Source organism: Novosphingobium sp. EMRT-2, assembly GCF_005145025.1.
Lineage (GTDB): Bacteria > Pseudomonadota > Alphaproteobacteria > Sphingomonadales > Sphingomonadaceae > Novosphingobium.
In genome coordinates this window covers 1,804,691-1,830,851 of record NZ_CP039695.1, presented here as the reverse complement: position 1 = coordinate 1,830,851, position 26,161 = coordinate 1,804,691, and the positions used below count along the sequence as shown (strand labels likewise).

General features: G+C 68.9%; 32 protein-coding genes. 17 read left to right on the top strand and 15 right to left on the bottom strand.

What is annotated here, in order from left to right:
• Nucleotides 1-126: 126 nt before the first annotated feature.
• The 13 genes from hisB (at nt 127) to FA702_RS08965 (ending at nt 9,164) form a co-directional block, all read left to right on the top strand.
• The gene (gene hisB, locus FA702_RS09025) at nt 127-729 is read left to right on the top strand and encodes an imidazoleglycerol-phosphate dehydratase HisB (RefSeq protein WP_124810166.1); all 603 of its coding nucleotides are present in this window, start codon (nt 127-129) and stop codon (nt 727-729) included.
• On the top strand, nt 722-1,357 hold the full coding sequence (gene hisH, locus FA702_RS09020) for an imidazole glycerol phosphate synthase subunit HisH (RefSeq protein ID WP_136955872.1): 636 nt from the start codon (nt 722-724) through the stop codon (nt 1,355-1,357). The genes hisB and hisH overlap by 8 nt, the downstream gene beginning before the upstream one ends.
• Nucleotide 1,358: 1 nt before the next feature.
• On the top strand, nt 1,359-2,087 hold the full coding sequence (gene hisA / locus FA702_RS09015) for a 1-(5-phosphoribosyl)-5-[(5-phosphoribosylamino)methylideneamino]imidazole-4-carboxamide isomerase (protein WP_136955871.1): 729 nt from the start codon (nt 1,359-1,361) through the stop codon (nt 2,085-2,087).
• 3 nt (nt 2,088-2,090) lie between these two features.
• Nucleotides 2,091-2,852: an imidazole glycerol phosphate synthase subunit HisF gene (gene hisF, locus FA702_RS09010; RefSeq protein WP_136955870.1), complete on the top strand. Its 762-nt coding sequence runs from the start codon at nt 2,091-2,093 to the stop codon at nt 2,850-2,852.
• Nucleotides 2,853-2,921: 69 nt separating this feature from the next.
• Nucleotides 2,922-3,248, top strand: coding sequence for a phosphoribosyl-ATP diphosphatase (locus FA702_RS09005; RefSeq protein WP_136957325.1), 327 nt, complete (start codon nt 2,922-2,924; stop codon nt 3,246-3,248).
• Nucleotides 3,249-3,314: 66 nt separating this feature from the next.
• Nucleotides 3,315-3,695 carry a histidine triad nucleotide-binding protein gene (locus FA702_RS09000; RefSeq protein WP_136955869.1) on the top strand — a complete coding sequence of 127 codons (381 nt, stop codon included), beginning with the start codon at nt 3,315-3,317 and terminating at the stop codon, nt 3,693-3,695.
• Between the two features lie 116 nt (nt 3,696-3,811).
• Nucleotides 3,812-4,300 (top strand): YbgC/FadM family acyl-CoA thioesterase, encoded by a 489-nt coding sequence (locus FA702_RS08995; protein WP_124810161.1) that lies wholly within the window; start codon nt 3,812-3,814, stop codon nt 4,298-4,300.
• A complete protein-coding gene (tolQ, locus tag FA702_RS08990; RefSeq protein WP_136955868.1) occupies nt 4,297-4,998 on the top strand; it encodes a protein TolQ in 702 nt (233 codons plus the stop codon). Before FA702_RS08995 ends, tolQ begins: the two co-directional genes overlap by 4 nt.
• Nucleotides 4,999-5,001: 3 nt before the next feature.
• Nucleotides 5,002-5,463 (top strand): protein TolR, encoded by a 462-nt coding sequence (tolR, locus tag FA702_RS08985; RefSeq protein ID WP_124810159.1) that lies wholly within the window; start codon nt 5,002-5,004, stop codon nt 5,461-5,463.
• 12 nt (nt 5,464-5,475) lie between these two features.
• Nucleotides 5,476-6,417, top strand: a complete 942-nt coding sequence (locus FA702_RS08980) for a hypothetical protein (RefSeq protein WP_136955867.1) — start codon at nt 5,476-5,478, stop codon at nt 6,415-6,417.
• The gene (gene tolB, locus FA702_RS08975; protein ID WP_136955866.1) at nt 6,414-7,814 is read left to right on the top strand and encodes a Tol-Pal system beta propeller repeat protein TolB; all 1,401 of its coding nucleotides are present in this window, start codon (nt 6,414-6,416) and stop codon (nt 7,812-7,814) included. The genes FA702_RS08980 and tolB overlap by 4 nt, the downstream gene beginning before the upstream one ends.
• 140 nt (nt 7,815-7,954) lie before the next feature.
• A complete protein-coding gene (gene pal, locus FA702_RS08970) occupies nt 7,955-8,467 on the top strand; it encodes a peptidoglycan-associated lipoprotein Pal (protein ID WP_136955865.1) in 513 nt (170 codons plus the stop codon).
• Nucleotides 8,468-8,630: 163 nt separating this feature from the next.
• A complete protein-coding gene (locus FA702_RS08965; RefSeq protein WP_136955864.1) occupies nt 8,631-9,164 on the top strand; it encodes a DnaJ domain-containing protein in 534 nt (177 codons plus the stop codon).
• A 247-nt stretch (nt 9,165-9,411) separates the two neighbouring features.
• Here the strand turns inward: FA702_RS08965 and FA702_RS08960 are convergent, their stop codons facing one another.
• The 5 genes from FA702_RS08960 to FA702_RS08940 all read right to left on the bottom strand — a co-directional run bounded on the left by FA702_RS08960 (nt 9,412) and on the right by FA702_RS08940 (nt 13,831).
• Nucleotides 9,412-10,593 (bottom strand): CCA tRNA nucleotidyltransferase, encoded by a 1,182-nt coding sequence (locus tag FA702_RS08960; protein WP_136955863.1) that lies wholly within the window; start codon nt 10,591-10,593, stop codon nt 9,412-9,414.
• Nucleotides 10,590-11,198: a CoA pyrophosphatase gene (locus tag FA702_RS08955; protein WP_136955862.1), complete on the bottom strand. Its 609-nt coding sequence runs from the start codon at nt 11,196-11,198 to the stop codon at nt 10,590-10,592. The genes FA702_RS08960 and FA702_RS08955 overlap by 4 nt, the downstream gene beginning before the upstream one ends.
• Nucleotides 11,195-11,770: a DUF1285 domain-containing protein gene (locus tag FA702_RS08950; protein ID WP_136955861.1), complete on the bottom strand. Its 576-nt coding sequence runs from the start codon at nt 11,768-11,770 to the stop codon at nt 11,195-11,197. Before FA702_RS08950 ends, FA702_RS08955 begins: the two co-directional genes overlap by 4 nt.
• 23 nt (nt 11,771-11,793) lie before the next feature.
• Nucleotides 11,794-12,303, bottom strand: a complete 510-nt coding sequence (locus FA702_RS08945) for a GNAT family N-acetyltransferase (protein WP_136955860.1) — start codon at nt 12,301-12,303, stop codon at nt 11,794-11,796.
• A gap of 106 nt (nt 12,304-12,409) precedes the next feature.
• Complete coding sequence (locus FA702_RS08940; RefSeq protein WP_136955859.1) at nt 12,410-13,831, bottom strand: short-chain fatty acyl-CoA regulator family protein; 1,422 nt, start codon at nt 13,829-13,831, stop codon at nt 12,410-12,412.
• A gap of 147 nt (nt 13,832-13,978) precedes the next feature.
• On the opposite strand from FA702_RS08940, the gene FA702_RS08935 reads away from it, so the two are divergent.
• Complete coding sequence (locus FA702_RS08935) at nt 13,979-15,574, top strand: isocitrate lyase (RefSeq protein WP_136955858.1); 1,596 nt, start codon at nt 13,979-13,981, stop codon at nt 15,572-15,574.
• A gap of 68 nt (nt 15,575-15,642) precedes the next feature.
• Nucleotides 15,643-15,801 (top strand): hypothetical protein, encoded by a 159-nt coding sequence (locus FA702_RS22780; RefSeq protein ID WP_168196035.1) that lies wholly within the window; start codon nt 15,643-15,645, stop codon nt 15,799-15,801.
• A 168-nt stretch (nt 15,802-15,969) separates the two neighbouring features.
• Here the strand turns inward: FA702_RS22780 and FA702_RS08930 are convergent, their stop codons facing one another.
• A complete protein-coding gene (locus tag FA702_RS08930; protein ID WP_136955857.1) occupies nt 15,970-16,308 on the bottom strand; it encodes a PilZ domain-containing protein in 339 nt (112 codons plus the stop codon).
• A gap of 399 nt (nt 16,309-16,707) precedes the next feature.
• On the opposite strand from FA702_RS08930, the gene FA702_RS08925 reads away from it, so the two are divergent.
• Together FA702_RS08925 and FA702_RS08920 are read left to right on the top strand one after the other, a co-directional pair.
• Nucleotides 16,708-16,890 carry a hypothetical protein gene (locus FA702_RS08925; RefSeq protein ID WP_136955856.1) on the top strand — a complete coding sequence of 61 codons (183 nt, stop codon included), beginning with the start codon at nt 16,708-16,710 and terminating at the stop codon, nt 16,888-16,890.
• Nucleotides 16,891-16,951: 61 nt separating this feature from the next.
• On the top strand, nt 16,952-17,644 hold the full coding sequence (locus FA702_RS08920; protein WP_136955855.1) for a glutamine amidotransferase: 693 nt from the start codon (nt 16,952-16,954) through the stop codon (nt 17,642-17,644).
• A 25-nt stretch (nt 17,645-17,669) separates the two neighbouring features.
• Here FA702_RS08920 and FA702_RS08915 read toward each other — a convergent pair whose 3' ends face one another.
• From FA702_RS08915 to FA702_RS08875, 9 genes are all read right to left on the bottom strand, one after another.
• Nucleotides 17,670-18,503 carry a phosphoadenylyl-sulfate reductase gene (locus FA702_RS08915; protein ID WP_136955854.1) on the bottom strand — a complete coding sequence of 278 codons (834 nt, stop codon included), beginning with the start codon at nt 18,501-18,503 and terminating at the stop codon, nt 17,670-17,672.
• A 1-nt stretch (nt 18,504) separates the two neighbouring features.
• Nucleotides 18,505-18,939 carry a DUF934 domain-containing protein gene (locus FA702_RS08910; RefSeq protein WP_136955853.1) on the bottom strand — a complete coding sequence of 145 codons (435 nt, stop codon included), beginning with the start codon at nt 18,937-18,939 and terminating at the stop codon, nt 18,505-18,507.
• The gene (locus tag FA702_RS08905) at nt 18,932-20,566 is read right to left on the bottom strand and encodes a nitrite/sulfite reductase (RefSeq protein ID WP_136955852.1); all 1,635 of its coding nucleotides are present in this window, start codon (nt 20,564-20,566) and stop codon (nt 18,932-18,934) included. The genes FA702_RS08910 and FA702_RS08905 overlap by 8 nt, the downstream gene beginning before the upstream one ends.
• A gap of 1 nt (nt 20,567) precedes the next feature.
• Nucleotides 20,568-20,864: a DUF2849 domain-containing protein gene (locus tag FA702_RS08900; protein ID WP_136955851.1), complete on the bottom strand. Its 297-nt coding sequence runs from the start codon at nt 20,862-20,864 to the stop codon at nt 20,568-20,570.
• Nucleotides 20,861-21,643 carry a uroporphyrinogen-III C-methyltransferase gene (gene cobA / locus FA702_RS08895; RefSeq protein ID WP_136955850.1) on the bottom strand — a complete coding sequence of 261 codons (783 nt, stop codon included), beginning with the start codon at nt 21,641-21,643 and terminating at the stop codon, nt 20,861-20,863. The genes FA702_RS08900 and cobA overlap by 4 nt, the downstream gene beginning before the upstream one ends.
• An 88-nt stretch (nt 21,644-21,731) precedes the next feature.
• The gene (locus FA702_RS08890; RefSeq protein ID WP_370385508.1) at nt 21,732-22,754 is read right to left on the bottom strand and encodes a mechanosensitive ion channel family protein; all 1,023 of its coding nucleotides are present in this window, start codon (nt 22,752-22,754) and stop codon (nt 21,732-21,734) included.
• Complete coding sequence (metC, locus tag FA702_RS08885) at nt 22,751-23,986, bottom strand: cystathionine beta-lyase (RefSeq protein WP_136955849.1); 1,236 nt, start codon at nt 23,984-23,986, stop codon at nt 22,751-22,753. Before metC ends, FA702_RS08890 begins: the two co-directional genes overlap by 4 nt.
• Before the next feature lie 44 nt (nt 23,987-24,030).
• Nucleotides 24,031-24,891 carry a 3-mercaptopyruvate sulfurtransferase gene (sseA, locus tag FA702_RS08880; protein WP_136955848.1) on the bottom strand — a complete coding sequence of 287 codons (861 nt, stop codon included), beginning with the start codon at nt 24,889-24,891 and terminating at the stop codon, nt 24,031-24,033.
• A gap of 98 nt (nt 24,892-24,989) precedes the next feature.
• Nucleotides 24,990-26,153 (bottom strand): hypothetical protein, encoded by a 1,164-nt coding sequence (locus FA702_RS08875; RefSeq protein ID WP_136955847.1) that lies wholly within the window; start codon nt 26,151-26,153, stop codon nt 24,990-24,992.
• Nucleotides 26,154-26,161: the final 8 nt, after the last annotated feature.

Here is a 26,161-nt window from a genome sequence, read left to right as displayed (position 1 = left end):
GTCAAGAGGGCATGTCTCCATGCGGCCTTGTTGCGCGCAAAGATTGATTCTCGTTCGCACCCGCCTATAGGCGGCGCAGTTGAGTCCGCCTCGGATACGCAGGCCCAGACAGCACAGGACCAAACCATGCAGCAGTCCCGTACCGGATCGGTCGCGCGCAAGACGGCGGAAACCGACATCGCGGTTTCGGTCAACCTCGACGGCACGGGCGCCTATGACGTGTCGACCGGCATCGGCTTCCTCGATCACATGGTCGAACAGTTCTCGCGTCATTCGCTGATCGACGTGACGATGCGCGTGGTGGGCGACCTGCACGTGGACCAGCACCACACCACCGAGGACAGCGCCATCGCGCTGGGCCAGGCGATCACCCAGGCGCTGGGCGACAAGAAGGGCATCGCCCGCTACGGCACCGCTTATTCGCCGATGGACGAGGCGCTGTGCCGCGTCGCGCTCGACATTTCGGGGCGCCCGGTGCTGGTGTGGAAGGCCGCGTTCACCCAGCCGCGCCTGGGCGAGATGGACACCGAGCTGTTCGAGCACTGGTTCCAGTCGGTGAGCCAGGCGGCCGGCATCACCCTGCACATCGAATCGCTCTACGGTTCGAACAACCACCACATCATCGAAGGCATTTACAAGGGCTTCGCCCGCGCCATGCGGCAGGCGGTGGAAATCGATCCGCGCAAGGGCGATGCGGTGCCGTCCACCAAAGGCATCCTCGGTGGCTGAAGTCCTCGCGCTGGTCGACTACGGCGCCGGCAACCTGCGGTCGGTGGCCAACGCGCTGAAGGCGGCGGGGGCGGATGGCGTCGCGGTCACCGCCGATCCCGACGTGGTGCGGGCGGCGGACCGCATCGTGTTGCCCGGCGTGGGCGCGTTCAAGGCCTGCATCGAGGCGCTGGAGGCGGTGCCGGGGCTGGTCGCGGCGCTGCGCGAGCGCGTGCTGGTGGGCGGCGCGCCGTTCCTGGGCATCTGCGTGGGGATGCAACTGCTGGCCGATCGCGGCGTGGAGCACGGCGTGACGCCGGGGCTGGGCTGGATCGGCGGCGAGGTCCGCCTGATCGAACCGACCGATCCCGCGATCAAGGTGCCGCACATGGGCTGGAACGACGTGGCCCCCGCGCACCACGCCGGCGCGCCGGCGGCGGGCCTGATCGAGCCGGGCGAGGCCTATTTCCTGCATTCGTACCACTTCGTGCCCGAAGCGGGCGCGGACGTGGCGGCGATGACCGACCACGGCGGCGGAATCGTCGCGGCCGTGGCGCGCGAGAACATCCTGGGGGTGCAGTTCCACCCCGAAAAGAGCCAGTCCTACGGGCTGGAGCTGCTGGCCCGTTTTCTGGAATGGAAGCCCTGACATGATCGTCTTTCCCGCCATCGACCTCAAGGCCGGGCAGGTCGTCCGCCTCGCCGAAGGCGATATGGACCGGGCGACCGTCTATGGCGACGACCCGGCCGCGCAGGCGCTGCTGTTCGCCGAAGCGGGCGCGATGCACCTGCACGTCGTCGATCTCGACGGTTCGTTCGCCGGCCGCGCCGAGAACCGCGAGGCGGTGGAAGGCATTCTCGAAGCCTTTCCGGGTCACGTCCAGCTGGGCGGAGGCATCCGCACGCGCGAAGCGGTGGCGGGCTGGTTCGACCTGGGCGTGAGCCGCGTGGTCATGGGCACCGCCGCGCTGAAGGACCCGGACTTCGTCAAGGACATGGCGAAGGAATTTCCCGGCGGCATCGTGGTGGCGGTGGACGCGCGCGACGGCATGGTCGCGACCGAGGGCTGGGCCGACGTGTCCGACGTCTCGGTGGTCGATCTCGCCCGCCGGTTCGAGGACGCGGGCGTCGCCAGCCTGCTGTTCACCGACATCGGCCGCGACGGGCTGCTCAAGGGCGTGAACATCGAGGCGACAGTGGACCTGGCCCGGCGCGTCGACATTCCCGTGATCGCCAGCGGCGGGGTGAAGGGGCTGGACGACATCCACGTCTTGACGCTCCACGCCGAGGACGGGATCGAGGGCGTCATCACCGGCCGCGCGCTCTATGACGGGCGGCTGGACCTGCGCGCCGCGTTGCAGATGGCGGCGAAGGGCTGATCGATGACCGTCCGCGTCCGCGTCATCCCCTGCCTTGATGTGCGCGATGGGCGCGTGGTCAAGGGCGTCAACTTCGTCGACCTGCGCGATGCCGGCGATCCGGTGGAGCAGGCGCGCGCCTATGACAAGGCCGGGGCGGACGAGCTGTGCTTCCTCGACATTTCGGCCAGCCACGAAGGGCGCGGCACGCTGCTCGACGTGGTCGCGCGCACGGCCGAAGTCTGCTTCATGCCGCTGACCGTGGGCGGGGGCGTGCGCAGCGCCGAGGATGCCCGCGCGCTGCTGCTGGCGGGGGCGGACAAGGTCGCGGTCAATTCCGCCGCCGTCGCCCGGCCCGAACTGGTGGCGGACATCGCCCAGCGCTTTGGCGCGCAATGCGTGGTCGGCTCGGTCGACGCGCGGCGGGTGGCGCCGGGGAAGTGGGAAATCTTCACCCACGGCGGCCGCAAGCCGACCGGGATCGACGCGCTGGACCATGCGGTGCGCCTGGCCGAACTAGGCGCGGGCGAACTGCTCGTAACCTCGATGGACGGGGACGGCACGCAGCGGGGCTATGACCTAGACCTGACGCGGACGATCGCCGATGCCGTCAGCGTGCCGGTGGTGGCGAGCGGCGGCGTGGGCGCGCTTGACCATCTCGTTGCCGGGGTGATCGAGGGCCACGCCAGCGCGGTGCTGGCGGCGTCGATCTTCCACTTCGGCACGCATTCCATCGCCGAGGCGCACGCCGCACTGCGGGCGGCGGGCCTGCCGGCGCGGGCTTGAGCGGGATTCGGGCCTGAGGCGGTTAGGGGCCTCTTGACCCGGCGGCCCCGCCGCTCCATCCCCCGCGCCATGGACCACGCCACCACTCTATCGCGCCTGGAAGCGACCATCGCGGCGCGGCGCAACGCCGATCCCTCGACCAGCTATGTCGCCAAGCTTAACGCGCGGGGGCTGGGCAAGATCGCGCAGAAGGTGGGCGAGGAAGCGACCGAGACGGTGATCGCCGCGCTTTCGGGCAGCGCCGAGGAGCTGACCGGTGAAGCGGCGGACCTGCTGTTCCACCTGCTCGTCCTGCTGGGTGCGCGGGACGTGCCGCTGGCCGCCGTGCTGGCGGAACTGGACCGGCGCGAAGGCGTTTCCGGCATCGCCGAAAAGGCCAGCCGCCCCACGGAGTAAGCGCCGGAGTAAGCGACCCCGAAAGACCCGCCATTCCGACAAGAAATGCCAAGAGGAGAGCCGGCCATGGCCGTTGACGCCACCCTGCCTTACGACGACCAGAACGTGTTCGCGAAGATCCTGCGGGGCGAGATCCCCTCGCGCAAGGTCTATGAGGACGAATGGGCGCTGGCGTTCCACGACATCAACCCGCAGGCGCCGCTGCACATCCTGGTGATCCCCAAGGGCGCCTATGTGAGCTGGGACGATTTCTCGGCCAAGGCGTCCGACGCGGAGATCGGCGGCTTCGTGCGCGCGGTGGGCGCAGTGGCGCGCGAGGCTGGAGTGATCGAGCCCGGCTATCGCCTGCTCGCCAACGTCGGGCCGGACAGCCACCAGGAAGTGCCGCACCTGCATGTTCACCTTTTCGCCGGCCGTCCGCTGGGGCCGATGCTGGTGACGCGCTGAGCGAGGGCGGCGGGGCGGCGCTTTCCGCTTCCGCCCTTCGGTTCGCCTGATGCTTAACAAAGTTCGCCGCACAACCTTGCCCTTCGACTCGTCGCACGGCTAGAAGCGGAACGCCCATGCTCCCGCCCGCGCCGCCTTCCGGCCGTTTCGACGGCGCCGTCCATCTTTTCCCGGTCCGCGTCTATTTCGAGGACACGGACCTGTCGGGCGTGGTCTATCACGCCAACTACCTGCGCTGGTTCGAACGCGCCCGGTCCGACATGCTGCGTTGCCTGGGCATCGACCAGCGCGGCGCGCACGACGCGGGCGAGGGCGCCTATGCCGTGACCGACTTGGCGATCCGCTATCTCCGGCCCGCCCGGCTGGACGATGCGGTGCTGGTGCGCAGCGAGGTTTCCGATATTTCCCCCGCGACCTGCCGGATCGTCCAGCGTGCGTTCAGGGAAGACGCGCTCTTGTCCCAGGCGACCGTGCGTGTCGCCTTCGTTGCGCCCACTGGCCGGCCCCGCCGCCAGCCGCGCGCGTGGGTCGATGCGTTCCACACCGTCCTCGTTGCTCCATCCGAAGCGACCTCATCCGAACAGGAAGGCCCGATTTCCGCATGATGCTCGAAGTTCTCGCCAGCGGCGCCGCCGGCGCGCCGACCCAGCTCAATCCGGTGGACCTTTTCCTTCACGCCGACATCGTGGTGAAGGCGGTGATGGGGGGGCTGGTGCTCGCCAGCGTGTGGGTCTGGACGATCATCGTCGGCTTCCGGATCAAGATCGGCCGCGTCCAGCGCCAGTGCGACAAGTACGAGCGCGAGTTCTGGGACGCGCACGACATTGACGCGTTCCAGAAGGAGAACGGGAAGCGCGACGTGGCCTCGGCCCGCGTCGTCAACGCCGCGCTGGGCGAATGGCGCCGGTCCACCTCTGGTCGGGCGATCGACCGCGAGGGCACGCGCCAGCGGCTCAGCCTGGCGCTGGAAGGCGCGGTGACGGCGGAAAGCGACGCGCTGGCCGGGCGGCTGAACTTCCTGGCCACGGTCGGTTCGGTGGCGCCGTTCGTGGGCCTGTTCGGCACCGTGTGGGGCGTGATGGACAGCTTCTTCAACATCGGCGCCCAGCAGAATTCCTCGCTGGCGGTGGTCGCGCCGGGTATTTCCGAAGCGCTGCTGGCCACCGCGATCGGCCTGTTCGCCGCGATTCCGGCGGTCGTTGCCTACAACCGCTTCTCGCACCGGGTGAACCGGTTCGAAGCGCGCCTGTTCCGCTTCGCCGACCGCTTCCAGGCGACGCTGAGCCGCGAGCTGGAGCAATAGCCGATGGCGATGAACCTTTCGGCGGGCGGCGGCGGGCGGCGCGGACGGCGCGGGCGGGGCCGGGGCGGTCCGATGTCCGAGATCAACGTCACCCCGCTGGTCGACGTCATGCTGGTGCTGCTGATCATCTTCATGGTGACCGCGCCGATGCTGACCGCCGGCGTGCCGATCGACCTGCCCGACAGCAAGGCCGAAGCGCTGAAGGAAGAGCAGGACGAAATCACCGTGTCGATGGACGCGGACGGGCGCATTTTCCTGGGCGATCAGGAGCTTGCCCCCGGCGAACTGGGCGATCGGCTGATGACCATGCGCCCGGCCGAAGGGGTGGGCAAGCCGCCGCTGGTGACGCTGCGCGCGGACCGCGGGCTTGATTACGGCCGCGTGATGGCGGTGATGGGCGAGCTGAACAACGCCGGGTTCAAGTCGATCTCGCTGGTCACCAACGGTTCAGCGGCCACGCCATAGGCGCTATCGACGATGCGCGATCCCTCCGCTCCGGGCCTCTCGAAGGAAGAAGGCGTCGCCCTGGCGATCGCGGTGGCGGCGCATGCCGCGCTGATCCTGGCGCTGACGCTGTCGCCGCCGGGTAAGAAGCTGCAGCCGCCGCCCGAGCGCATGACCGTGACGTTCTCGGACGAGATCGCCGACAAGTCGACCTCGCCCGATCCCAACGCGCAGGCCGCGCCCGATGTCGCGCCCGCGCTGGGGGAGCCGCAGCCCGCTCAGGAAGCGTTGCCGCAGCCTGAGCCGCAGCCGGCGCCGCAGCCGCAACCTCAGCCCAAGCCGCAGCCTGAGCCAAAGCCCCAGCCGCAACCGAAGCCCGTGGCGCCGCAGCCGCGCCCGGTTCCGCCCAAGCCGGTGCCCCGGCCCGTGCCGCCGCGTCCCGCGCCGCCCCATCCCGCACCTCCGAAACCCGCGCCGCAGGCTCGCCCCGCCCCGGCGCGCCCCCAGGCCGCCGCCCCGCGCGCCGGTGATGACCGCCCGCGCCGCCGGCCCGATGCGCCGGCGGGCGGCAGCTTCGTCGGCAGCGATTTCCTCAAGGGCGTGGCCGGTGCAACCACGCCCGGCACCGCGCAAACACCGCCCGCCGCGACACTCGGCCCGGAAGTGCGCTCGTCGCTCGCCAGTTCGATCTCGCGCCAGATCAAGCCGCACTGGACCGCGCCGCAGGGGGCCGATGCGGACTTGCTGGTGACGATCCTGGCCTGGGATCTCAATCCTGATGGTTCGCTGGCCGGCCGGCCGCGCGTCGTCCAGCAATCCGGCATCACCGACGCCAACCGCCCGCAGGCGCAGCGCCATGCCGAAATGGCGATCCGCGCGGTGCAGCTTGCCGCGCCTTTCAACCTCCCCGCTCAATACTACAATGGCTGGAAGCGCATCGCGCAGTTCCGCTTCGACAGGAAGTTGTCCCAATGACCTCGCGCCAGACCGTTCTTCTGTTCAGCCTTGCCCTGCTGCCGCTCGGCATCGCCGCGCCGGCTTTCGCGCAGGCGCAGCTGCTGCCGCCTTCGGCCGCGCCAGCGCCCGCCGCACCGCATGACGATGGCGGCCTGACCGGCTCGGTCACCGACGACAACGCCTGGCAGGACCTGGGCATCGCCATCCCGACCTTCGCCACCGACCAGGCGGTGCCGACCTCGGCCGATGGCGGCAACACCGCCGCGCTGGGCAAGAACCTGGCGCGGGTGATCTACAACGATCTCAAGAACAACGGCCTGTTCAAGCCGGTGGGGCCGGACGCGCTGCCCGCGATCGAGTTCGCGCAAGTGACCGCGCCCGCGTTCGACGGCTGGCGCGGGCGTTCGGCCGAAATGCTGGTGCAGGGCTTCGTCAAGGGCAACCCGGACGGCCGCCTGACCGTGGGCTGCTATCTCTATGACGTGCAGCTGGGCAGCGAGCTGGGCCGGCAGGGCTATATCGTGAAGCCCGAGGAATGGCGCCGCGCCGCGCACAAGTGCGCCGACATGGTCTATTCGCGGCTGTCCGGCGAAAGCCCGTTCTTCGACAGCAAGATCGCCTACATCGCCGAAACCGGGCCGAAGGACCATCGCCGCAAGCAGCTGGCGATCATGGATTCGGACGGGGCGAACCACCGCTTCATCACCAACGGGCAGGCCACCGCGCTGACCCCGCGCTATTCGCCCGATTACCGCCAGATCGTCTATCTCAGCTACCTGAACGGCGCGCCGCGCATCTACATCTACGATATCGGCACCGGCCAGCAGCGGCTGGTGACGCAGAGCACCAATCCCACCTTCGCGCCGCGCTGGTCGCCCGATGGCAAGTGGATCCTCTATTCGATGGCCACGGGCGGCAACACCAACATCTATCGCGTATCGGCGAACGGCGGGCCATCGCAGCAGCTGACCAACACCCCCGGCATCAACGTGGGTGGCAGTTATTCGCCCGATGGCAGCAAGATCGTGTTCGAAAGCGACCGTTCGGGCGGCCAGCAGGTCTATGTGATGGACGCGGACGGAACGAACCAGAAGCGCATCAGCTTCTTCGGCGGCCGCGCGGCCACGCCCGAATGGAGCCCGCGCGGCGACCAGATCGCCTTCACGCACATCGCGGGGAACTTCCGCATCGCGGTGATGAGCCCCAACGGCACCGGCCTGCGCGATCTGACCGACAGCTGGCAGGACGAGGCGCCGACGTGGTCGCCCAACGGCCGCATCATCCAGTTCTTCCGCACCGAACGGAACAGTGGCCGGACCGGCATCTGGCAGGTCGACCTGACCGGCCGCAACGAGCGCAAGTTGAACACGCCCGTCGACGGATCGGACCCGGCCTGGGGGCCAGTGCTGCCGTAACGGAACGCAACGGGCCGCAAGGGGTTGTACCAAGGCGCTTTCCGTCGCACTTTTCTCTCGCTCCATCGTACCTATCGCCAAACATTCGCGTTCGTCCCGCTTTTCCTCCCCCGTACCCTCTCTTGCACAAGGAGAATGCTGTGCATCGCAAGATCCTGATCACCAGCGCCCTCGTCACCAGCCTGACGCTCGCCGCCTGCGCGCCCAAGGCGCCGAAGGAATTGCCGCCGGCCCCGACGACGACGACCACCACCACCACGCCCCCGGTAACGACGCCGGCCGGCCCCGCACCGGGCAGCCAGGAGGATTTCGTGGCCTCGGTGACGTCCGACACGATCCATTTCGACACCGATCGCTACAACGTCGACGTGCAGTCGCAGGCCATCCTGCAAAGCCAGGCGCAGTGGCTGGCGCGCTATCCCGACAAGAAGATCACCATCGAAGGGCATTGCGACGAACGCGGCACGCGCGATTACAACATCGCGCTGGGCGAACGCCGCGCCAATGCCGCCAAGAACTACCTGACCAGCGTGGGCATCGATGCTTCGCGCATCACCACGGTCAGCTATGGCAAGGAACGCCCGATCGCGCTGGGTTCTGACGAGGAAAGCTGGGCCAAGAACCGCCGCGCGGTGACCGTGACGGTGCAGTAGCGCGCGAAGGCCGGCGCGGCGGACTTTGTGCCTGCGCGCCGGCTTCCCTCTAGCCGATGCCGCCCGTGAACGGCTATGGTGGCCGGATGCATGACTTGATCCTCTGCCTGACGATCCCCGTTAGTTCCGCCGATGCGCGCCGGCTGCGCGCGCGGAGGCGCTGATGGCCCGTCAACGACGATCGGTGGATTGGGGTTTCCCGCGCTGGCGCGGGTATGGCGCCGCGAGCGAGGCGGCGACCGTGCGCCTGTGCGACCGCGCCGGGTGCGAGGAGAAGGGCGACTGCCCCGCGCCCAAATCGCCCAACAGCCCGGATCGCTGGTATTTCTGCGAAAAGCACGCGGCGGAATACAACGCAGGCTGGAACTATTTCGAAGGGCTGGACAAGGAAGAGGCCGAGCAGCGCGAGCAGTCCGAGCGCGCGACGGGCGAGGCCTATCGCCAGTCCGCGTGGACCCAGTGGGGCGGATCGGGCGACGGCACGCGCAGCCGCGACGAGTTGCGCGCGCTCGAAGTGCTGGGGCTGGACCCGGACGCCGATTTCGAAGCGGTGAAGAAGGCCTGGCGCGCCAAGGCCAAGGAAGTCCACCCCGATGTGCGGCCGGGCGATGCCGAAGCCGCCAAGGCCTTTCATGCCCTGCAACTCTCCTACGAAGTGCTGCGCGCCGCCGAGGAGCGGCGGGAGTGGCGGGGGTAGAGCGTCTCGGTTCGCGCAGAGGCGCAGAGGCGTGATGACCGGCTTGTAGCCTTTCTACCTGCTTCGTCATTGCGAGCGTTAGCGAAGCAATCCAGAGCCCGGCTTGCCGCCCCGGCGTACATGCCACTCTGGATTGCCGCGGGGCTGCGCCCCTCGCAATGACGATGGAGGGTGATGTTGTCCCCTTAGGCCGCTCTGCGGGCGCTCAAGCCACCCTCACGCTTCCGCGCGAAACCAAAAGGTCCGCTCAGCCCAGTTCCGCGTCCAGCAGTGCGCCAACGCGCGCCGCGTCGGGAAAGCCTTCCGCGATCCAGCGCGCTTCCACGGCCCTGAGGATGCGCGCCACGTCCGGACCCTTGCCGACGCCGCGTGCCACGATCTCGCCGCCTTTCAGCGGGAAACGCGGGACATCCCAGCCCGCGAGCGGCGCGGTCGATACGCCGGCCAGCAGCAGCCGGTCCAGCGCTTCCTCGCGCCCCAGGCGATAGGCCAGGCCGCGCGGATCGAACACCGCGCCATCGCGCGCGGCGGCGGTGGCCAGCCGCTTGCGCTGGGCGATCGACAGGCGCAGCCGCGCCGCCACCTGTTCGGCCTGCGGCTGATCGGCGGGCAGCAGCGCGGCCAGCCGGCGCAGGGCGTCGGGCGTCAGCCCTTCGCGCCGTTCGCTGGCGATCAGCGCTTCAAGGGCGTCGAGCCCCGCTGCCGTCGCTTCCGGCAGCACTTGCGCCAGCACGCCCAGCTCCGCCATGCGCCGCACCGTGGGCGCGGGATCGGGCAGGCCGAGCAGAGTGAGCAGTTCCCAGCCGATACGTTCGCGCGAAAGGCCCTTCATCCCTGCGGCCAGCGCCGCGCAGGCGCGTTCCGCCTCGGCATCGGCGGGCAGCGTGCCGAAGCGCGCCTGGAAGCGGAAATAGCGCAGGATGCGCAGGTAATCCTCGCGGATGCGCTGCTCCGCCTCGCCGATGAAGCGGACATGGCGCGCGGCGAGATCGTCCAGCCCACCAAAGAAATCGGTGACGGCCAGCGTGCGCGGATCGGCATAGAGCGCGTTGATCGTGAAATCGCGCCGCGCCGCGTCCTCGCGCCATGCGGTGGAGAAGGCGACGGTGGCGTGGCGGCCGTCGGTGGACACGTCGCGCCGCAGCGTGGTGATCTCCACCCCGCCTTCGGGCAGCAGCGCTGTGACGGTGCCGTGGGCGATGCCGGTGGGAATGGCGCGGATGCCGGCCGCTTCCAGCCGCGCCATGGTCTCCTGCGGCACCAGCTGGGTCGCCATGTCGATGTCCTTGACCGGGGCGTCCAGCAGCGTGTCGCGCACCGCGCCGCCGACATAGCGGCAATTGCCTTGCGCCAGCGGATCGAGCGCGGAGACGAGCGCGGCGAGGTCCGCGCGCTGCGTCCACGGGGCGGCGGGCAGATGGCTGGTCATGCGCCCCACGCGATCCGGCGCGAAAGGTTGGCGATGATCCCGGCGGTCACGCCCCAGATGCGATGCTGGTGCCACATGATTTCGAGGTAGGCGCGCTCGATGCCGTTGTGAAAGCCGGTCTTGCGGATGTGGTTGGCGGGGTCGAGCACGAAGCCGAACGGCGGCTCGAACCATTCGGCCACTTCGTTGGGATTGGGTTCCAGCGCCAGCCCTTCGGGCACCACGGCGAGGACCGGGGTGATGTGGTATCCGGTGCCGGTGCGGAAGGAATCGGTGGCGCCGATCACGGTCACATGACGGCGGTGAAGGCCCAGTTCCTCCTCCGCCTCGCGCAGCGCCGCCTCGATCGGGGTTTCGCCGGGTTCCAGCTTGCCACCCGGAAACGCCGCCTGCCCCGGATGCGCGCGCATGTGCGAGGGGCGGTGGGTGACGAGCACGCCCGGCCCGTCGGGGTGGTCCCGCCGGTCGGTCACCGCGATCAGCACCGCGGCGTCGCGCAGCGCGTCTTCGCTGGGCGCGCGCCAGTCGCTGTACAGGTCGTCGAGCGCGTGGCTGTGCCCGTCCGCGTAGAGCGCGGTCAGCCGGTCGAGCAGCGGTGCGGTCATGCGGCGGGCACCAGCGGGAAGCGCGCACCCATGCTTTCCACCGCGAGTGCGCCGTCTCCGGACGCCGCCAGCGCGTGGTCGATCAGTTGGCCATAGGTGCTGCGGTTGAGGCGCGCTTCCGTGCCGTGGCGCACCGTAAGGTAAAACGCGGGGACATCGGCGGTGCCCGCCACGCGCAGCGGATGCTCCGGCCCGGCCAGCACCACATCGTCGGTGTTGAGGCGGAAGGCCAGCACTGGCCGGCCCCCCTCGCCGTCATGCCGCACCTGCACGTCGGTGCCGATGAACGCGGCGTCCTCGACTTCAATCGACAGCTTCTCGAACGGCGTAACCAGCCAATGCCCGCCATCCGCTTCGCGCCGCAGCAGGCCTGAAAAGGCGCGGACCATGGCCGGGCGGCGGATCGGCGATCCTTCGTGGAACCACGTCCCGTCCGCCGCGATCCGCATGTGGCTGTCGCCGGTGCGTTCGGGCGACCACTGGTCGAGCGGCGGCAACCGGCGTTCGGCATGGGCCTCGGCCAGTTCCGCGAGCGACATGGCCGCGAGTTCGGGGGGCGGGGTATAGGGCATCGCGATTCCGATGCCAGATCGGATCAGCCGCGCCAAGGCCCCAGCATGCCTTCCGCCGGCAGCACCGCCGGATTGGCGGTGCGGCACAGCAGGCGGTGCTGCTCGTAGGGGCCGGGCAGGCGCCAGCCGCCGGTGTGGGCGTTGGCGAAGCCGAAGAAACGGCCGTAGTATTCCGGATCGCCGATCATCACCTGCGGCAGCGGTGCGCGGGGATCGATCGCGGTCAGGCTGGCGGTGACGAGCGCCTGGCCATAGCCCTTGCCCTGCAGCGCGGGCATCACCGCCACCGGGCCGACCATGATCATCGGGTGCGCCCGCCCGGCCGCGTCGTTCAGCGCCACCGGCCAGCACTGGATCGTGCCCGCCAGCATGTCGTCATCGTCCAGCGCGGCGAACGACAGGCCCTGCAGCCATTCGGTGCCCTCGCGCACCTTGTACGCGGTGCGCTGGCGGCGCTCCGGCTCGAAGGCGGTATCGAGCAGCTGCTCGACCATCGCGGGATCGACGTCGGCAAGGGGAATGATCTTGGACACGGGATAGGGGTGCCTTTGCGGCGGAACGGACAGGGAAGCGGCCGATAGCCCCCCGCTGCCCGCGCCGCAAGCGCTGGCGGGGCTTGTCGCGCGCCGGGGGCGGTGCTCAGCTTTCCGCGAAAGCGAATGGTTCGGCGGCGCGGCGATAGTCGTCAGGCAGGATCTCGCGGCCGATCGGCGGTTCGGCGCGCGCGGTGCACTGCGCGCGGTTGCACAGGCGGCAGGTGACGCCGATGGGTGTCGCCGATGCGGCCAGCGGATCGGCCCCGGCGGCATAGACCAGCTTTGCGGCATGTTCGGCGGCGCAGGCGAGGGCGATGGCGCGGGTGGTGCGCGGCCGGTCGTGCCCGCCGCCGCCCGAGACCACCGTCCGCGCGATCGAGAAGAAGCGCTGGCCGTCGGGCAGTTCCAGCCATTGCGTGACGATCTCGCCCGGCGTGCGGAACACGGTGTGGACGTTCCACAGCGGGCAGCCTCCGCCGTGCGCGGCGAAGGGGAAGCCGGCGCCGTCCAGCCGCTTGGACACGTTGCCTGCCGCATCCACGCGCAGGAAGAAGAACGGCACGCGCTCCTGCCCCGGCCGGCCCAGCGTGGTCAGGCGGTGCGCGACCTGTTCGAAGCTGGCGCCGAACAGGCCCGACAGCGCCTCGATGTCATAACGTCGCGCTTCCACCGCGCGAGCGAACCGGTCATAGGGCATGACCAGCGCGGCGGCGGCATAGCCGGCCAGCGCGCGCCGCACGAGGTTGGCGGCGGTCGGGCTGGCGAAGCTCTCCCCCCGGATGATCGTCGAAATTTCGGGCCGCAGCGCGGTATAGGCGATGTGCAACGCGATGTTGTAGGCGCGGCTGGCCGGCGGCAGCGTATCGTCGAGCAGCAACTGTTCGTTGTGCCGGTCAAAGCGGCGGATCGCGTCCATCATCACATCGGGCGGCATGAAGCGCACGCGCACGCCCTGCTTGCGCAGCCATTCCGCGCCGCCGCCGGCGCGCTCGATCTCCGCGGCGAGTTCCTCGGCCTTCGAATCGAGCGTGGGGAAATAGTTGCGCCGCGCCGCCACGAAGCGCCGCGCCTCGCTCACCGGGTCCGCCGCCGGATCGCTGCTGCCCTGGCCGTGCTGCGCCGCCAGTGCCTGCTGTTCGCGCAGGTAGGCGCCGTGCAGGCGCAGCATGGCCTCGGTCACGCCGGGGAAGTTGGTGGCGACATCGGCGACTTCCAGCGCGGGCAGGTCGATATCGGCGAAGATCGGATCGCGCAGCGCATCGCCCAGCCGCCGCGCGTAATCGTCGCGCTCGTCGGCGGCGAGGTCCGCCATGTCGAGCTTGTAGGCGCGGGCCAGGCGCAGCAGCAGGTCGGCGGTCAGCGGGCGCTGGTTGCGCTCCAGCAAGGCGATGTAGCTAGGGGAAATGCCCAGTTCCTCCGCCATGGCCTGCTGGGTGAGGCCCAGCTCGCGGCGCAGGCGCTTGATGCGCGGCCCCAGGTAGAGCGGGCGGGCGGGGGACTTGGCGGAAGGGGGCGTGCTGGCCATGGGCGGCATCCTGTCATGCCTGTACAACTTTACAACGAAAATCTGTAAAGTTTGACAACAGCACCGCGCGCCCGGTTCCGCGCGCGGATTCGGCCCCTTATCCCAGCCTCAATCACAGACGCATGACGCGGAAGGGAATCGGATACCATGACCTACCACCAGACCATCGTCGAAGCCGGCAAGGCGATCGGCCCGTTCCAGCAGACCTGGGATGGCATCGAACCGGAATCGGTCGCGCGGATGCGCCTCCAAAACCGCTTCCACACCGGTCTCGACATCGCCCGCTACACTGCCAAGATCATGCGCCGCGACATGGCTGCCTATGACGCCGATCCCGCGAACTACACACAGTCGCTGGGGTGCTGGCACGGCTTCATCGGCCAGCAGAAGATGATCTCCATCAAGAAGCACTTCGGCACCACCAAGGGCCGCTACCTCTACCTCTCGGGCTGGATGGTCGCCGCGCTGCGCAGCGAGTTCGGCCCGCTGCCCGACCAGTCGATGCACGAAAAGACCAGCGTTCCCGCGCTGATCGAGGAACTCTACACGTTCCTGAAGCAGGCCGACGCGCGCGAGCTGGGCATGCTGTTCCGCGATCTGGATGCGGCGAAGGCCGCGGGCGACGCGGTCAACACCCACCGCCTGCTGCACAAGATCGACGAGTTCGAAACCCACGTCGTGCCGATCATCGCCGATATCGACGCCGGCTTCGGCAATGCCGAGGCGACCTACCTGCTGGCCAAGAAGTTCATCGAGGCGGGCGCCTGCTGCATCCAGATCGAGAACCAGGTTTCGGACGAAAAGCAGTGCGGCCACCAGGACGGCAAGGTCACCGTGCCGCACGAGGACTTCCTCGCGAAGATCCGCGCCGTCCGCTATGCCTTCATGGAACTGGGCGTCGATGACGGGATCATCGTGGCGCGCACCGATTCGCTGGGCGCGGGCCTGACCAAGCAGATCGCCTTCGTCCGCGAGCCGGGCGATATCGCCGACCAGTACAACAGCTTCCTCGATTGCGAGGAGGTCGATACCGCCAACCTCGGCCACGGCGACGTCCTGATCACCCGCGACGGGAAGCTGGTGAAGCCCAAGCGCCTGCCTTCGAACCTCTACCAGTTCCGTCCGGGAACCGGCGAGGACCGCTGCGTGCTCGATTGCATCACCTCGCTCCAGAACGGTGCGGACCTGCTGTGGATCGAAACCGAAAAGCCGCACATCGGCCAGATCGGCGGCATGGTCAGCCGCATCCGCGAGGTGATCCCCAACGCCAAGCTGGTCTACAACAACTCGCCCAGCTTCAACTGGACGCTGAACTTCCGCCAGCAGGTGTTCGACGCCTGGGAAGCGGCCGGCAAGGACGTTTCCGCCTATGACCGGGCGCGGCTGATGAGCGTGGACTATGACGGCACCGAGCTTGGCGTCGAGGCCGACGAGCGCATCCGCACCTTCCAGAAGGACGCGGCGCGCGAGGCGGGCATCTTCCACCACCTCATCACGCTGCCGACCTATCACACGGCCGCGCTCAGCACCGACAACCTCGCCAAGCGCTATTTCGGCGAAGAGGGGATGCTGGGCTACGTGAAGCAGGTCCAGCGCGAGGAAATCCGCCAGGGCATCGCCTGCGTGAAGCACCAGAACATGGCCGGCTCCGACATCGGCGACGACCACAAGGAATACTTCGCCGGGGAAGCCGCGCTCAAGGCCGGCGGCGCCCACAACACGATGAACCAGTTCGCCGCCTAAGCCCCGGCGGACTGGCAAAGCAATCCTCGCGGCAATCAAGCCCCGAAGATCCAAGAAGGAGACCCACCATGGCTGAACCTGCACGTGCCCGCGCGGTCCTCTCGACCGAGGACTTCAAGCTGATCCGCGAAGCCGTACTGCACTATCTGAAGGCGATCGAGGACCAGCCGGAATCGGTGAAGTTCTCGAACCTCTACCACCGGCTCGGCAGCGCGATGGGGCGCTGATCCCGCACGGAACTTTCCTGGGGAGGAAAGCTGGCCCGCCACGCCGACCGCGTGGCGGGCCTTCCCGTTTCTGGCGCGTTTCCGCCCTTTCGCGACGACCGCCATGCAAAAACCCCTCCGGACGGTGATCCGGAGGGGTCTCGGGAGGAAGCTCGGGAAGGGAAGGCGTCAATGCGCGTGGGCGCGACCCTGAGGGAGGATGCCGAACACGGTTTCCAGCAGGTCCTCGGCGATGGGCTTGAGGAACTGGCAGCCGGAAACATAGCCGTTCGTCCACACCACCTTGGCATCGACCAGGATGTTCGGCGGAATGCGCAGGCAGATGTCGGCGTTGGGGCTGAGTTCGGAATAGGTTTCGATCCGCGAACCGTGCGTGGAAATGTCCACGATCTTGCACAGCGCGCTGCCCAGCTTGTCGCCGCTCACCTTGGCGTCGGCAGCCACCTGGGTGCGGCGCGCCTTGCGGCGCTGGCTCAAATCGACCTGTTGATATTCGGCAGAGACCATCGGTGTTGTTCCGCAAGATTGTGTTTAATGGGGATACACCAGGTCTGGCTAAGAAGTGGTTAAGAGCGGGCCGTGCGACGGCCTCGGAAAAGGCCTTTGTTTACCATTGCTTGCCCCGCAAGGCCGGAGCACCCGCCCGCTGCGGGCACCCGTCCGGGAACCATGTTCTGCGGGAATCGGCGCCGGCAAAGCCAGGCTTTGCGCCACCCAAGCAAGCCTGTCCTTGATAAACTCAACTGATTAAGTAGATATAAGGCGTCCGGGCGACGCTTCCCTCTCCCTTCGCCGTCCGGACCGCGGCTTTTGATGGATGTCAGCTTGCTCCGCGTCACCAACGGCTAAAGCGCACGAACCCGGGCGACCTCGCCAGCTTCGTGTTCCGCGAACAGGAGAATGCGAATGTCGAGAGCAGCCCCGTCGTCACCATCCCCGTCCCGGTCCGCCCCCCTGGCGCGCATTCCGCGCCGCCGCGCCGTGCCGCCTTTGCCCCATCCCTCATGGGCGCGTGGCGACAGCGGCGAAGGGCGTACCCGGCCGGCGGTGGCCACGGCGACCGACTTCTGGGACCGGCTCGGCCTGTAAGCCGTCCGGTCCCGGAAACGGGGTTTTGACAGCAGATTGCGGATGGGTGACCAAAGGCACGATGAAGACAGCGCTGATCATTCGCCACGTTCCCCACGAGGGGGTGGCGGGCTATCGAGACCCGATCGAGCAGGCGGGATACGCGGTCGACCGCATCGACGTGTCGGACCCGGTCTTTGCCTCGCTCGATCTGCGCGAACCCGATCTGCTCATCATGATGGGCGGCCCGATGGGCGTCTATGAACACGAAGCCCATCCCTGGATACGCTGCCAGATGCGCCGGCTGGCGCTACGGCTGGAAGCGGACCGGCCCACGCTGGGCGTCTGCTTCGGTGCGCAGATGATCGCCGCCGCCATGGGCTCGGACGTCTATCCCGGCGGCGTCCGGGAAGTGGGCTTCCATCCGGTCAGCGTCCATGCCGGGGACAGCCCGCTGCGCCATGTCGAAGGCGTGCCGGTGCTGCACTGGCACGGCGATACCTTCGACCTGCCCGAAGGCGTCGAACTGCTGGCGTCGAGCCACGTCTATCGCCACCAGGCGTTCCGGCGCGGGCGCAATCTGCTGGCGCTGCAATTCCACGCGGAGATGGGCGAGGACCCCCGCTTCGACGCCTGGATCGAACAGTCGCCGGACGATGTCGCGGCGGCCGGTTACAGCCCGGAAACGCTGCGCGCGGCGCACGAGGCGCACGGGCCGGGCGCGGTTTCCGCCGGGCGCCGCATGATCGCGGAATGGCTGGACGCGCTCGATTGAGCGCCGCCCGGGGCCTTGAAGGGCCTCAGAAGATCGGGTCGTATCCCGGCGGCACGTCGTCGATGCCGGAACCGCTGTCGGTCGATCCCGGCACATGGATGCCGCATTCGGTCTTGTCCCAGCCCTTCCAGCGGCCCGATCGCGGGTCTTCGCCGGGCGCGACCTTGCTGGTGCAGGGCGCGCAGCCGATCGAGGGATAGCCCAGCGCCACCAGCGGATGGCGCGGCAGGCCGTGCCGGTCCATCCAGCCTTCGAGGTCGTCCTTGGTCCAGCTCGCCAGCGGATTGATCTTCAGGCGGCCCTGCGCGTCGGAATGATCGATCTCGAAGCGGGGCAGCCCCGCGCGCGTGGCGGACTGGAAGCCCTTGCGGCCGGTGATCGAGGCATCGAAGTGCAGCAGCGCCTTCGCCAGCGGCTGCACCTTGCGGATTTCGCAGCAGCCGTCCGGATCCCACGACCAGCGCAGGCCGTTGTCGTCCTTCTTGGCGATCACCTCGGCGTCCGGCTCCACTATCTGCAGCCCGGTCAGCCCCAGATGCGCCACCAGTTCGTCGCGGTAGGCGATCGTTTCCGGGAAATGCTTGTGCGTTTCCAGGAACAGCACCGGCGTGGCCGGATCGATCTGCGCGATCAGGTGGAGCAGTACCGCGCTTTCCGCGCCGAAGCTGGACACGACGGCAAGATCGCCGGCCAGCCGGTCGCGCAACACGCCCCGCAGCATGTCCTGCGTGTCGCTGCCGCGGAACAGGTTGTTCAGCCGGATCGCGTCGGTTTCGGTGAAGCGCGGCGCGGTATCGATCAGATCGATGCGCCGGCCCTGCGCCCGGGAATCCTGCTTGCGCGCCGCCGTTTCCGCCATGTCAGGCCAGCCCGTGCCGCTTGGCCCAGATCGCCGCCCGGCCATCGACCGTCTTCTGGTAAACCTCGGGCCAGGTGGCCAGCGCCTTGTCCGCCGCCGCGCGGTCGATCGCCTGATTGGGCGCGAAGCTGTCGAAGCCGCAGCGGCGCATGTGCGAAAGCTGGTCCAGCAGGACGTCGCCCACCGCGCGCAGTTCGCCGGCATAGCCGTGCTCGCGCAGGATGCGCGCCGCCGAATAGCCGCGCCCGTCGGTATAGGCGGGGAAGTTCACCTCGACGAGGCTGAGCCGGCCAAGGTGCGGCAGCAGGATGCGCGCATCGTCGCCCGGTTCGATCCGCACGGCCGAGGCGTTGGTCTGTTCGGCGAAGGCGTCCACCGTCACGGCCGGATCGGCCACGGGTTCGTCGTCGCGATAGCGCAGCGCGTTCTCAACCATAGATCGCCTCCTTGAACGGGGCCATGCCGATGCGGCGGTAGGTATCGAGGAAACGCTCCCCGTCGGTGCGCTGGGCCAGATAGACGCCGGTCGCCTTCTCCACCGCATCGACGATGCCGTCCTCGTTGAAGCCGGGGCCGGTGATCGTGCCGAGCGAGGTGTCCGCGCCTTCCGATCCGCCGAGCAGCAGCTGGTAGTTCTCCACGCCCTTGCGGTCCACGCCGAGAATGCCGATGTGGCCGGCGTGGTGGTGCCCGCAGGCGTTGATGCAGCCCGAAATCTTCAGCTTCAGCTCGCCCAGCTCGCGCTGGCGGCCCAGATCGGCGAAGCGTTCGCTGATCTTCTGCGCCACCGGGATCGAGCGGGCATTGGCGAGGCTGCAATAATCGAGGCCCGGGCAGGCGATGATGTCGCTGATCAGGTCCAGGTTGGCGCTGGCGAGGCCCGCCGCGTCCAGCTTCTGCCACAGCGCGTAGAGGTCGGCCTTCTTCACATGGGGCAGCACGATGTTCTGCGCGTGGGTCACGCGCAGTTCGTCGAACGAATGCGCCTTGGCGAGATCGGCCATCAGGCGAATCTGGTCGGCGCTGGCATCGCCCGGAATGCCGCCGGTGGGCTTCAGGCTGATGGTGACGATGGCATAGCCCGGCTGCTTGTGGGCGTGGACGTTCTGGTCCAGCCACAGCGCGAAATCCGGATCGCTGCGATCGATGTCCCCGGACAGGCCCGTCTCGAAGCCCGGATCGGCGAAATAGCCCTTGATCCGCTCCAGTTCGGCCGGCGGCGGTTCCAGCCCCAGCGTCAGGATATGGGCGAATTCCTCTTCCACCTGGCGGCGGTATTCGTCCGCGCCGATCTCGTGGACCAGGATCTTGATCCGCGCCTTGTACTTGTTGTCGCGCCGGCCATAGCGGTTGTACACGCGCAGGCACGCTTCCAGGTAGCTGATCATTTGCAGCGGCGGCACGAAATCGCCGATCACCGGGGCGATCATCGGCGTGCGGCCCATGCCCCCGCCTACGTAGAAGCGGCAGCCGGTCTCGCCCGCTTCGTTCTTGACGATCTGGATGCCGATGTCGTGCAGCTTCATCGCCGCGCGGTCGGTATCGGACCCGATGATCGCGACCTTGAACTTGCGCGGCAGGTAATCGAATTCCGGATGGAACGTGGACCACTGGCGCAGCAGTTCGGCATAGGGGCGCGGGTCTTCCACCTCGTCGGCGGCCGCCCCGGCGAACTGGTCGGCGGTGGTGTTGCGGATGCAGTTGCCGCTGGTCTGGATCGCGTGCATTTCCACGCTGGCAAGGTCGGCCAGGATGTCGGCCGCGTCTTCCAGCTTGATCCAGTTGTACTGGATGTTCTGGCGCGTGGTGAAGTGGCCATAGCCGCGGTCGTACTTGTCCGCGATATCGCCCAGCATCCGCATCTGCGCGGAATTGAGCGTGCCGTAGGGCACCGCCACGCGCAGCATGTAGGCGTGCAGCTGGAGGTAGAGGCCGTTCTTCAGGCGCAGCGGCTTGAACTGGTCCTCGGTGATTTCCCCGGCCAGGCGGCGGTTCACCTGATCGCGGAACTCCGCGACGCGGGCATCGACCATGGCCTGGTCGTACTGGTCATACTGGTACATGTCAGATCACCCAGTTGCCGGCGGCGGGGTCGGCGGGCTTGAGGGAAAGGTCGAGCCGGACGGTGGGGCCAAGCGCGCGGATGCGTTCCTTGATGTGCGCGGGGCGCACGCCTTCGCCGGTCACCGAGGCGTCGATGGCGTAGGAGCCGACCACGCGCTGCGCGGCTTCCTCGCGCGCGAGGATCGCTTCGGGGTGTTCGCCCGCGTCCACCGCGTCGTTGACGTGGCGCGACCAGCCTTCGCCGGCCCACCAGATCACGTCCCCGGTCTTGAGATCGTTGCCGGTCAGGACTTTCACAGCACCGTCTCCCCGGCCGCACGGGCCATTTTCGCAAGTTCCATCGTTTCTCCCCGCGCCGCGACCTCACCGATGATGATGAGCGCCGGGCTCTTGACCTTTTCGCGCGCGACCAGCTCGCCCAGGCCGGCGAGCGGCCCGCGCAGCACGCGCATGTCCGGCCGCGCCGCGTTCTCGACCACGGCCAGCGGCATGGTGGGCGCCAGCCCGTCCGCGATCAGCTTCTCCGCGATCGCCTCGCTGGTGGCGACGCCCATGTAGATCACCAGCGTGCGGCCCACGCCGGCAAGGCCCGCCCAGTTCTGGTCGGACAAGCCCTTGCACTGGCCCGCCACGAAGCTGACGATGCTGGCGTTCTCGCGGTGGGTCAGCGGAATGCGCGCCGCCGCCGCCGCGCCCAGCGCCGCGCTGACGCCGGGCACCACTTCCACCGGCACGCCGGCTTCCTCGCAGGCTTCCATTTCCTCGCCGCCGCGCCCGAACACGAACGGATCGCCGCCTTTCAGCCGCACCACGTCGTGCCCTTGCCGTGCCTCGCGCACCAGCAGGGCGTTGATCTCGCTCTGCTTCATCGTGTGGCGTGCGCGCTGCTTGGCCACCGAGACGAACCGCGCGCCGCGCGGCGCCATGGCCAGCACGGCGGGATCGACCAGCCCGTCATGCACCACCACTTTCGCGCGCATCAGCAACCGCGCGGCGCGCAGCGTCAGCAGGTCCGGATCGCCGGGGCCGGCGCCGACCAGATAGACCGTGCCGGACTTGGGGGAGGGATTCTTCATGAGGGGCAGATGGGCGCGCGTGCCCTTTCGCACCAGCGAGAATGGTTTGGGGGTGGCCTAGGCCAACTTTAGGGGCGAACGTAAGGGGCTAATCATCCTGCCCTGCCGGCTCAGGCTGATCGCGCGCCTCGTGCCGCGCCGCCAGCGCATCGGCCAGCCGGCGTAGCCCTTCCGAATCCTTGAGCGAGACGTCCTGCTGGGGATAGGGGATCTCGATGCCGTTCTCGCGGAACAGGTGCCACACCCGCTTGAGCACTTCGGAGCGGACGTTGCCCACGCCCTCTTCCGGATCACCGATCCAGCACACGATGACCATGTCGATCGAATTGGGGCCGAAGGCGCTGAGCAGTACGCCGGGCGGTCGGTCGGCCAGCACCCGGTTCGCCCCGCGCGCGGCTTCCAGCATCAGCCGTTCGGCCAGATCGATGTCGCTGCCATAGGCGATGCCCACCGGGATCTGGATCGAGACCTCGCGCGAGGAATAGGACCAGTTCTCGACCTGGCTGGTCATCAGGTTTTCGTTCGGAATCAGGTATTCGCGGTTGTCGCGCGTGGCGACGGAGACCGCGCGGATGCCGATCTTGCGGACCTGCCCGAAGCTGCTGCCCTTGCCGTCGTTCACCGCGATCACGTCACCCGGCTTGATCGAGCGGTCCATCAGCAGGATGATCCCGGCGATCAGGTTGCCGAAGGTCTTCTGCAGGCCGAAGCCGATGGCAAGGCCGAACGCGCCGGAAAAGACCGTCAGCGCGGTCAGGCTGATGCCCAGCAGGTCGATGCCCAGCAGGAAGGCAAAGACCCACACCGCCAGCGAAACGAGCTTTTCGCCCAGCACCTGCTGCGCGCTGTCCAGGCTGGTCATGCGCGAGAACAGATGCCGCGCGATCCGGCTGCCCAGCCGCGCGATCATGAACATCGCCACGACCACCAGCACCATCTTCGCGGCGTTGAACACCGAGATGTGGTAGTGCCCGATGTCGAAGCCGTAATCGTCGAGCACGTCCATGAACGCGCGCGCATCGCGCCGGAACTTGGCCCAGCCGTGCACGACCTGCCCGTGGACCGCCGAATCGGACATGACCGCGGCGAGCATGGCGGTAGCGAGCTTCACAGCGCCGCCGCCCAGGCCGCCAGCCCGGCTTCCAAGTCAGCGATAAGGTCGCCGGCGTCTTCCAGCCCGATCGACAGGCGCACGCCGAAGCGGTCGTCGGGGTTCATGCCCGGCAGCGGCCAGGCCGAGGCGGTGCGGATGCTGGCGGGATCGACCGGCGTCGCCAGGCTTTCAAAGCCGCCCCAACTGTAGCCGATGCCGAACAGCGCCAGCGCGTCGATCAGCGCGTCGCGCGCCGCGCTGGAGCCGCCTTTCAGCACGAAGCTGAACAGGCCGCAGCCGCCCGCGAAATCGCGCGCCCACAGATCATGCCCCGGCGATCCCGGCAGCATCGGGCAGAGCACGCGCGCCACTTCGGGCCGCGTTTCCAGCCATTGCGCAATGGCCAGCGCGCTTGCGGTCTCGCGGTCGAGCCGCACGTTCATGCTGCGCAGGCCGCGCAGCACCAGCGCCGCGTCGTCGGGCGAGACGACCTGGCCCAGCCCCTGTGCGCGCAGCCGCAGCTTGCGGTACCACTCCGCACCGGCCGAGGCGCTGCCCATCATCACGTCGGAATGGCCGCCGACATGCTTGGTCAGCGACATCACGGTGATGTCCACGCCCCTTTCCAGCGCCGGGAAGCCAAGCGGCCCGGCCCAGGTGTTGTCCAGCACGGAGACGATGCCGCCCGCGCGGGCGATCGCCGCCATGGCGGGCACGTCCTGCACGTCCATGGTCAGGCTGCCGGGCGATTCGAGCAGCACGGCGCGCGTCCGTTCGCAGATCGCCGCCTCGAACGCGGCGGTGTCGCACGGATCGAACCAGCGCGTTTCCACGCCGAAATCGCGCAGCAGTCCGCGCGCCATCGCGCGGCTGGGCTCATAGGCGTTGTCGGTCAGCAGCAGCACGTCGCCGGGGCGCAGCACCGTCAGCAGCGCGCCGGCAATGGCGGCCACGCCCGAGGGATAGAGCACCGTGCCGGCCGCGCCGGGCTCCAGTTCGGTCAGCGCCTCGCACAGCGCCCATTGCGTCGGCGCGCCGCGTCGCCCGTAGTAGAAGCGCCCGTCCTCGTTGCGGCCGCCGCCCTGCCGCAGCGCGGTCATGTCGGGATAGAGATGGGTGCTGGCGCGCCACACCGCCGGGCTGACCACCGCGCCGGGCTGGTCGGCGGTGCCGGTCCATTCGGGCCGCCGGCCGGCGGCGGCAAGGCGGGTGGCGGGCTTCAGGGGGCGATCATCGCGCGTGCTGCTCATCGCCGGCCCCTAGCAAACCTTGCGTGGGCTTTCGAGGCGCCTCTTCAGGCCGGCTGCACGGCGGCCTGCGGCCCGGTTTCCTTCGGCGTCGCCGGATCGGCGCCCCATTCGGACCAGCTGCCGTCGTAGAGCGAGACGTCGTCCTTGCCGATCAGGTGCAGCGCGAAGATCAGCACGTTGGCCGTCATCCCCGATCCGCACGAGCTGATCAGCGGGCGCGACAGGTCCACGCCGGCCGCGTCGAACAGCGCGCGGATCTCGTCGGGGCTTTTCCAGGTGCCGTCCGGCCGGAACAGGCTGGCATAGGGCACGTTGCGCGAGGCGGGGATGTGCCCGCTGGCCAGCGCCGGGTTGGTTTCCTTCTGTTCGCCGGTAAAGCGCCCGGCGCCGCGCGCGTCGATCACCTGTTCGCGCCGGTCCTTCAGGTTGCGCAGCACGTCGGCCTTGGAGCGGACGTGGCTCTCGTCGCTCCAGACGGTGAAGTGCCGGTGCCGCAATGTCTCGCGCCCTTGCGCGCACGGGCGGCCCTCGGCCTTCCACTTGGCGATGCCGCCATCGAGCAGCGCGACGTTCTGCGCGCCGAACATGGTCAGCATGAACCAGGCGCGCGTGGCGCTCTTCACCGGGCTGTCGTCGTAGAGCACGATGCGGCTGCCGTCGCCCAGGCCCAGGCTCTGCATCCGGCTGGCGAACTTTTCGGCCGATGGCAGGGTGTTGGGCACCGGCGCAGTGGTGTCGACCAGATTGGCGAGGTCCATGAAGACCGCGCCGGGAATATGGCAGGCTTCGTATTCCAGCGCGGGATTGCGTTTCTGCTCGGGAAGAAACGCGCTCGCGTCGACGATGCGCAAATCGCTCGCGCCAATTTCGTCCGCGAGCCACTGGGTCGAGACCAAGGGATCCATCGTGGTTGTTCCTGCCTGCATGGGTGATCCGTCTATCGCGGATTCCCCTTATACTTAGGCAGGCGGCCAAGACGCGTCGAGACTGAAAAACGAACGATTCAGAGCGTTTCGGGTATTTCGAGCGCGCGCTGCCCGATCGCGTCCCACACGCGCGGGCCAAGGTCGAGCCGGAACGGCTGGAGACGGTCGGATGCCGTAGCGTTATCCTGCCCGACCAGGAACGCGGCCCGCGCCGAGACGGCCCGGTGCGCGCTGTCGCTGGCCCAGGCGTCGAACCGAGCCACCGGCACGAAAAGCTGCGCCTGCCCGTGGCGAATCGGCGTGACGGCAGCCAGCGGCAGGCGGAATTCGCCCTCCAGAACGGCGCTTTCGCCCGGCTGGAGCCGTTCGATCCGGCCGATCGGCGGCAGTTCCGGCCCGGCGATGCCGAGTTGTTCCTCCATCGAGCGCGAGGCGTGCGCTGCGGTCATGTCGCCGCTGATCGCGATGTCGCTCAGCGCGTCCGGCCCGGCGTTGGTGGCGGTCAGGCGGTAGGCAAGCGTGGTGTTGACCAGCGTCGCGCCCAGCCGCACCGCTTCGAGTGTCAGCACGAGGCCGCGCGCGGCTGCGGGCGCCACGGGGGAAGGTGCGGGCGCAGGCGGCGGCGGAAGGAGCGTTGGCGCGGGGCGGGAGACCGGCATCGCTGCAACCGAAGGCGCACTCTCCGGCTCTGCCTCCTGCACTTCAGCCGGCTCGTCCGGAGCGGCTCGCCGCCGCCGTCGCGCCCAGGCAGCCAGCGCCAGCACCGCGAGCGCCAGCGCGCCGCCGCCGATCCACCACAGCCATCCGCCGGTATCCGGCGTGCTGGCGACAGGCGCCCCGGACGGCGTGGTTTCCGGTTCCGGCGCGGCCGAAGGCGCGGTGGACGCATCGGCTTCCGGCAGCGGCTCCGGCGTTGTCGAGGCGGCCGGGGCGGGGGTGGGGGAGGGCGCGGGTGCGGTCGGGGTGGGCCGCGCCTCGGGCCGGACGCGGCGGTCTGGCGCGGTGGAAGGGGAGACGGCCGGCGTAGGCGCGGGCGTGGCTGTGGGCGTGGCACGCGGCGTCGGCAGCACGATCGTCGGTTGCGCGCCCGTCGGCGACGCGACCGGCGTGGGGGGGGGCGCGCCCTCCGCCACAGGGCCGGCGGCGCGGGGCGGTGGCGTGGGGGTCGGCGTGGCGCTGGGCAACTGGTAGTCCTGCTGCGCCCGCGCGGCCGGGCCGTGCGCCAGAAGCGCCGCCGCCATGGCCGCCG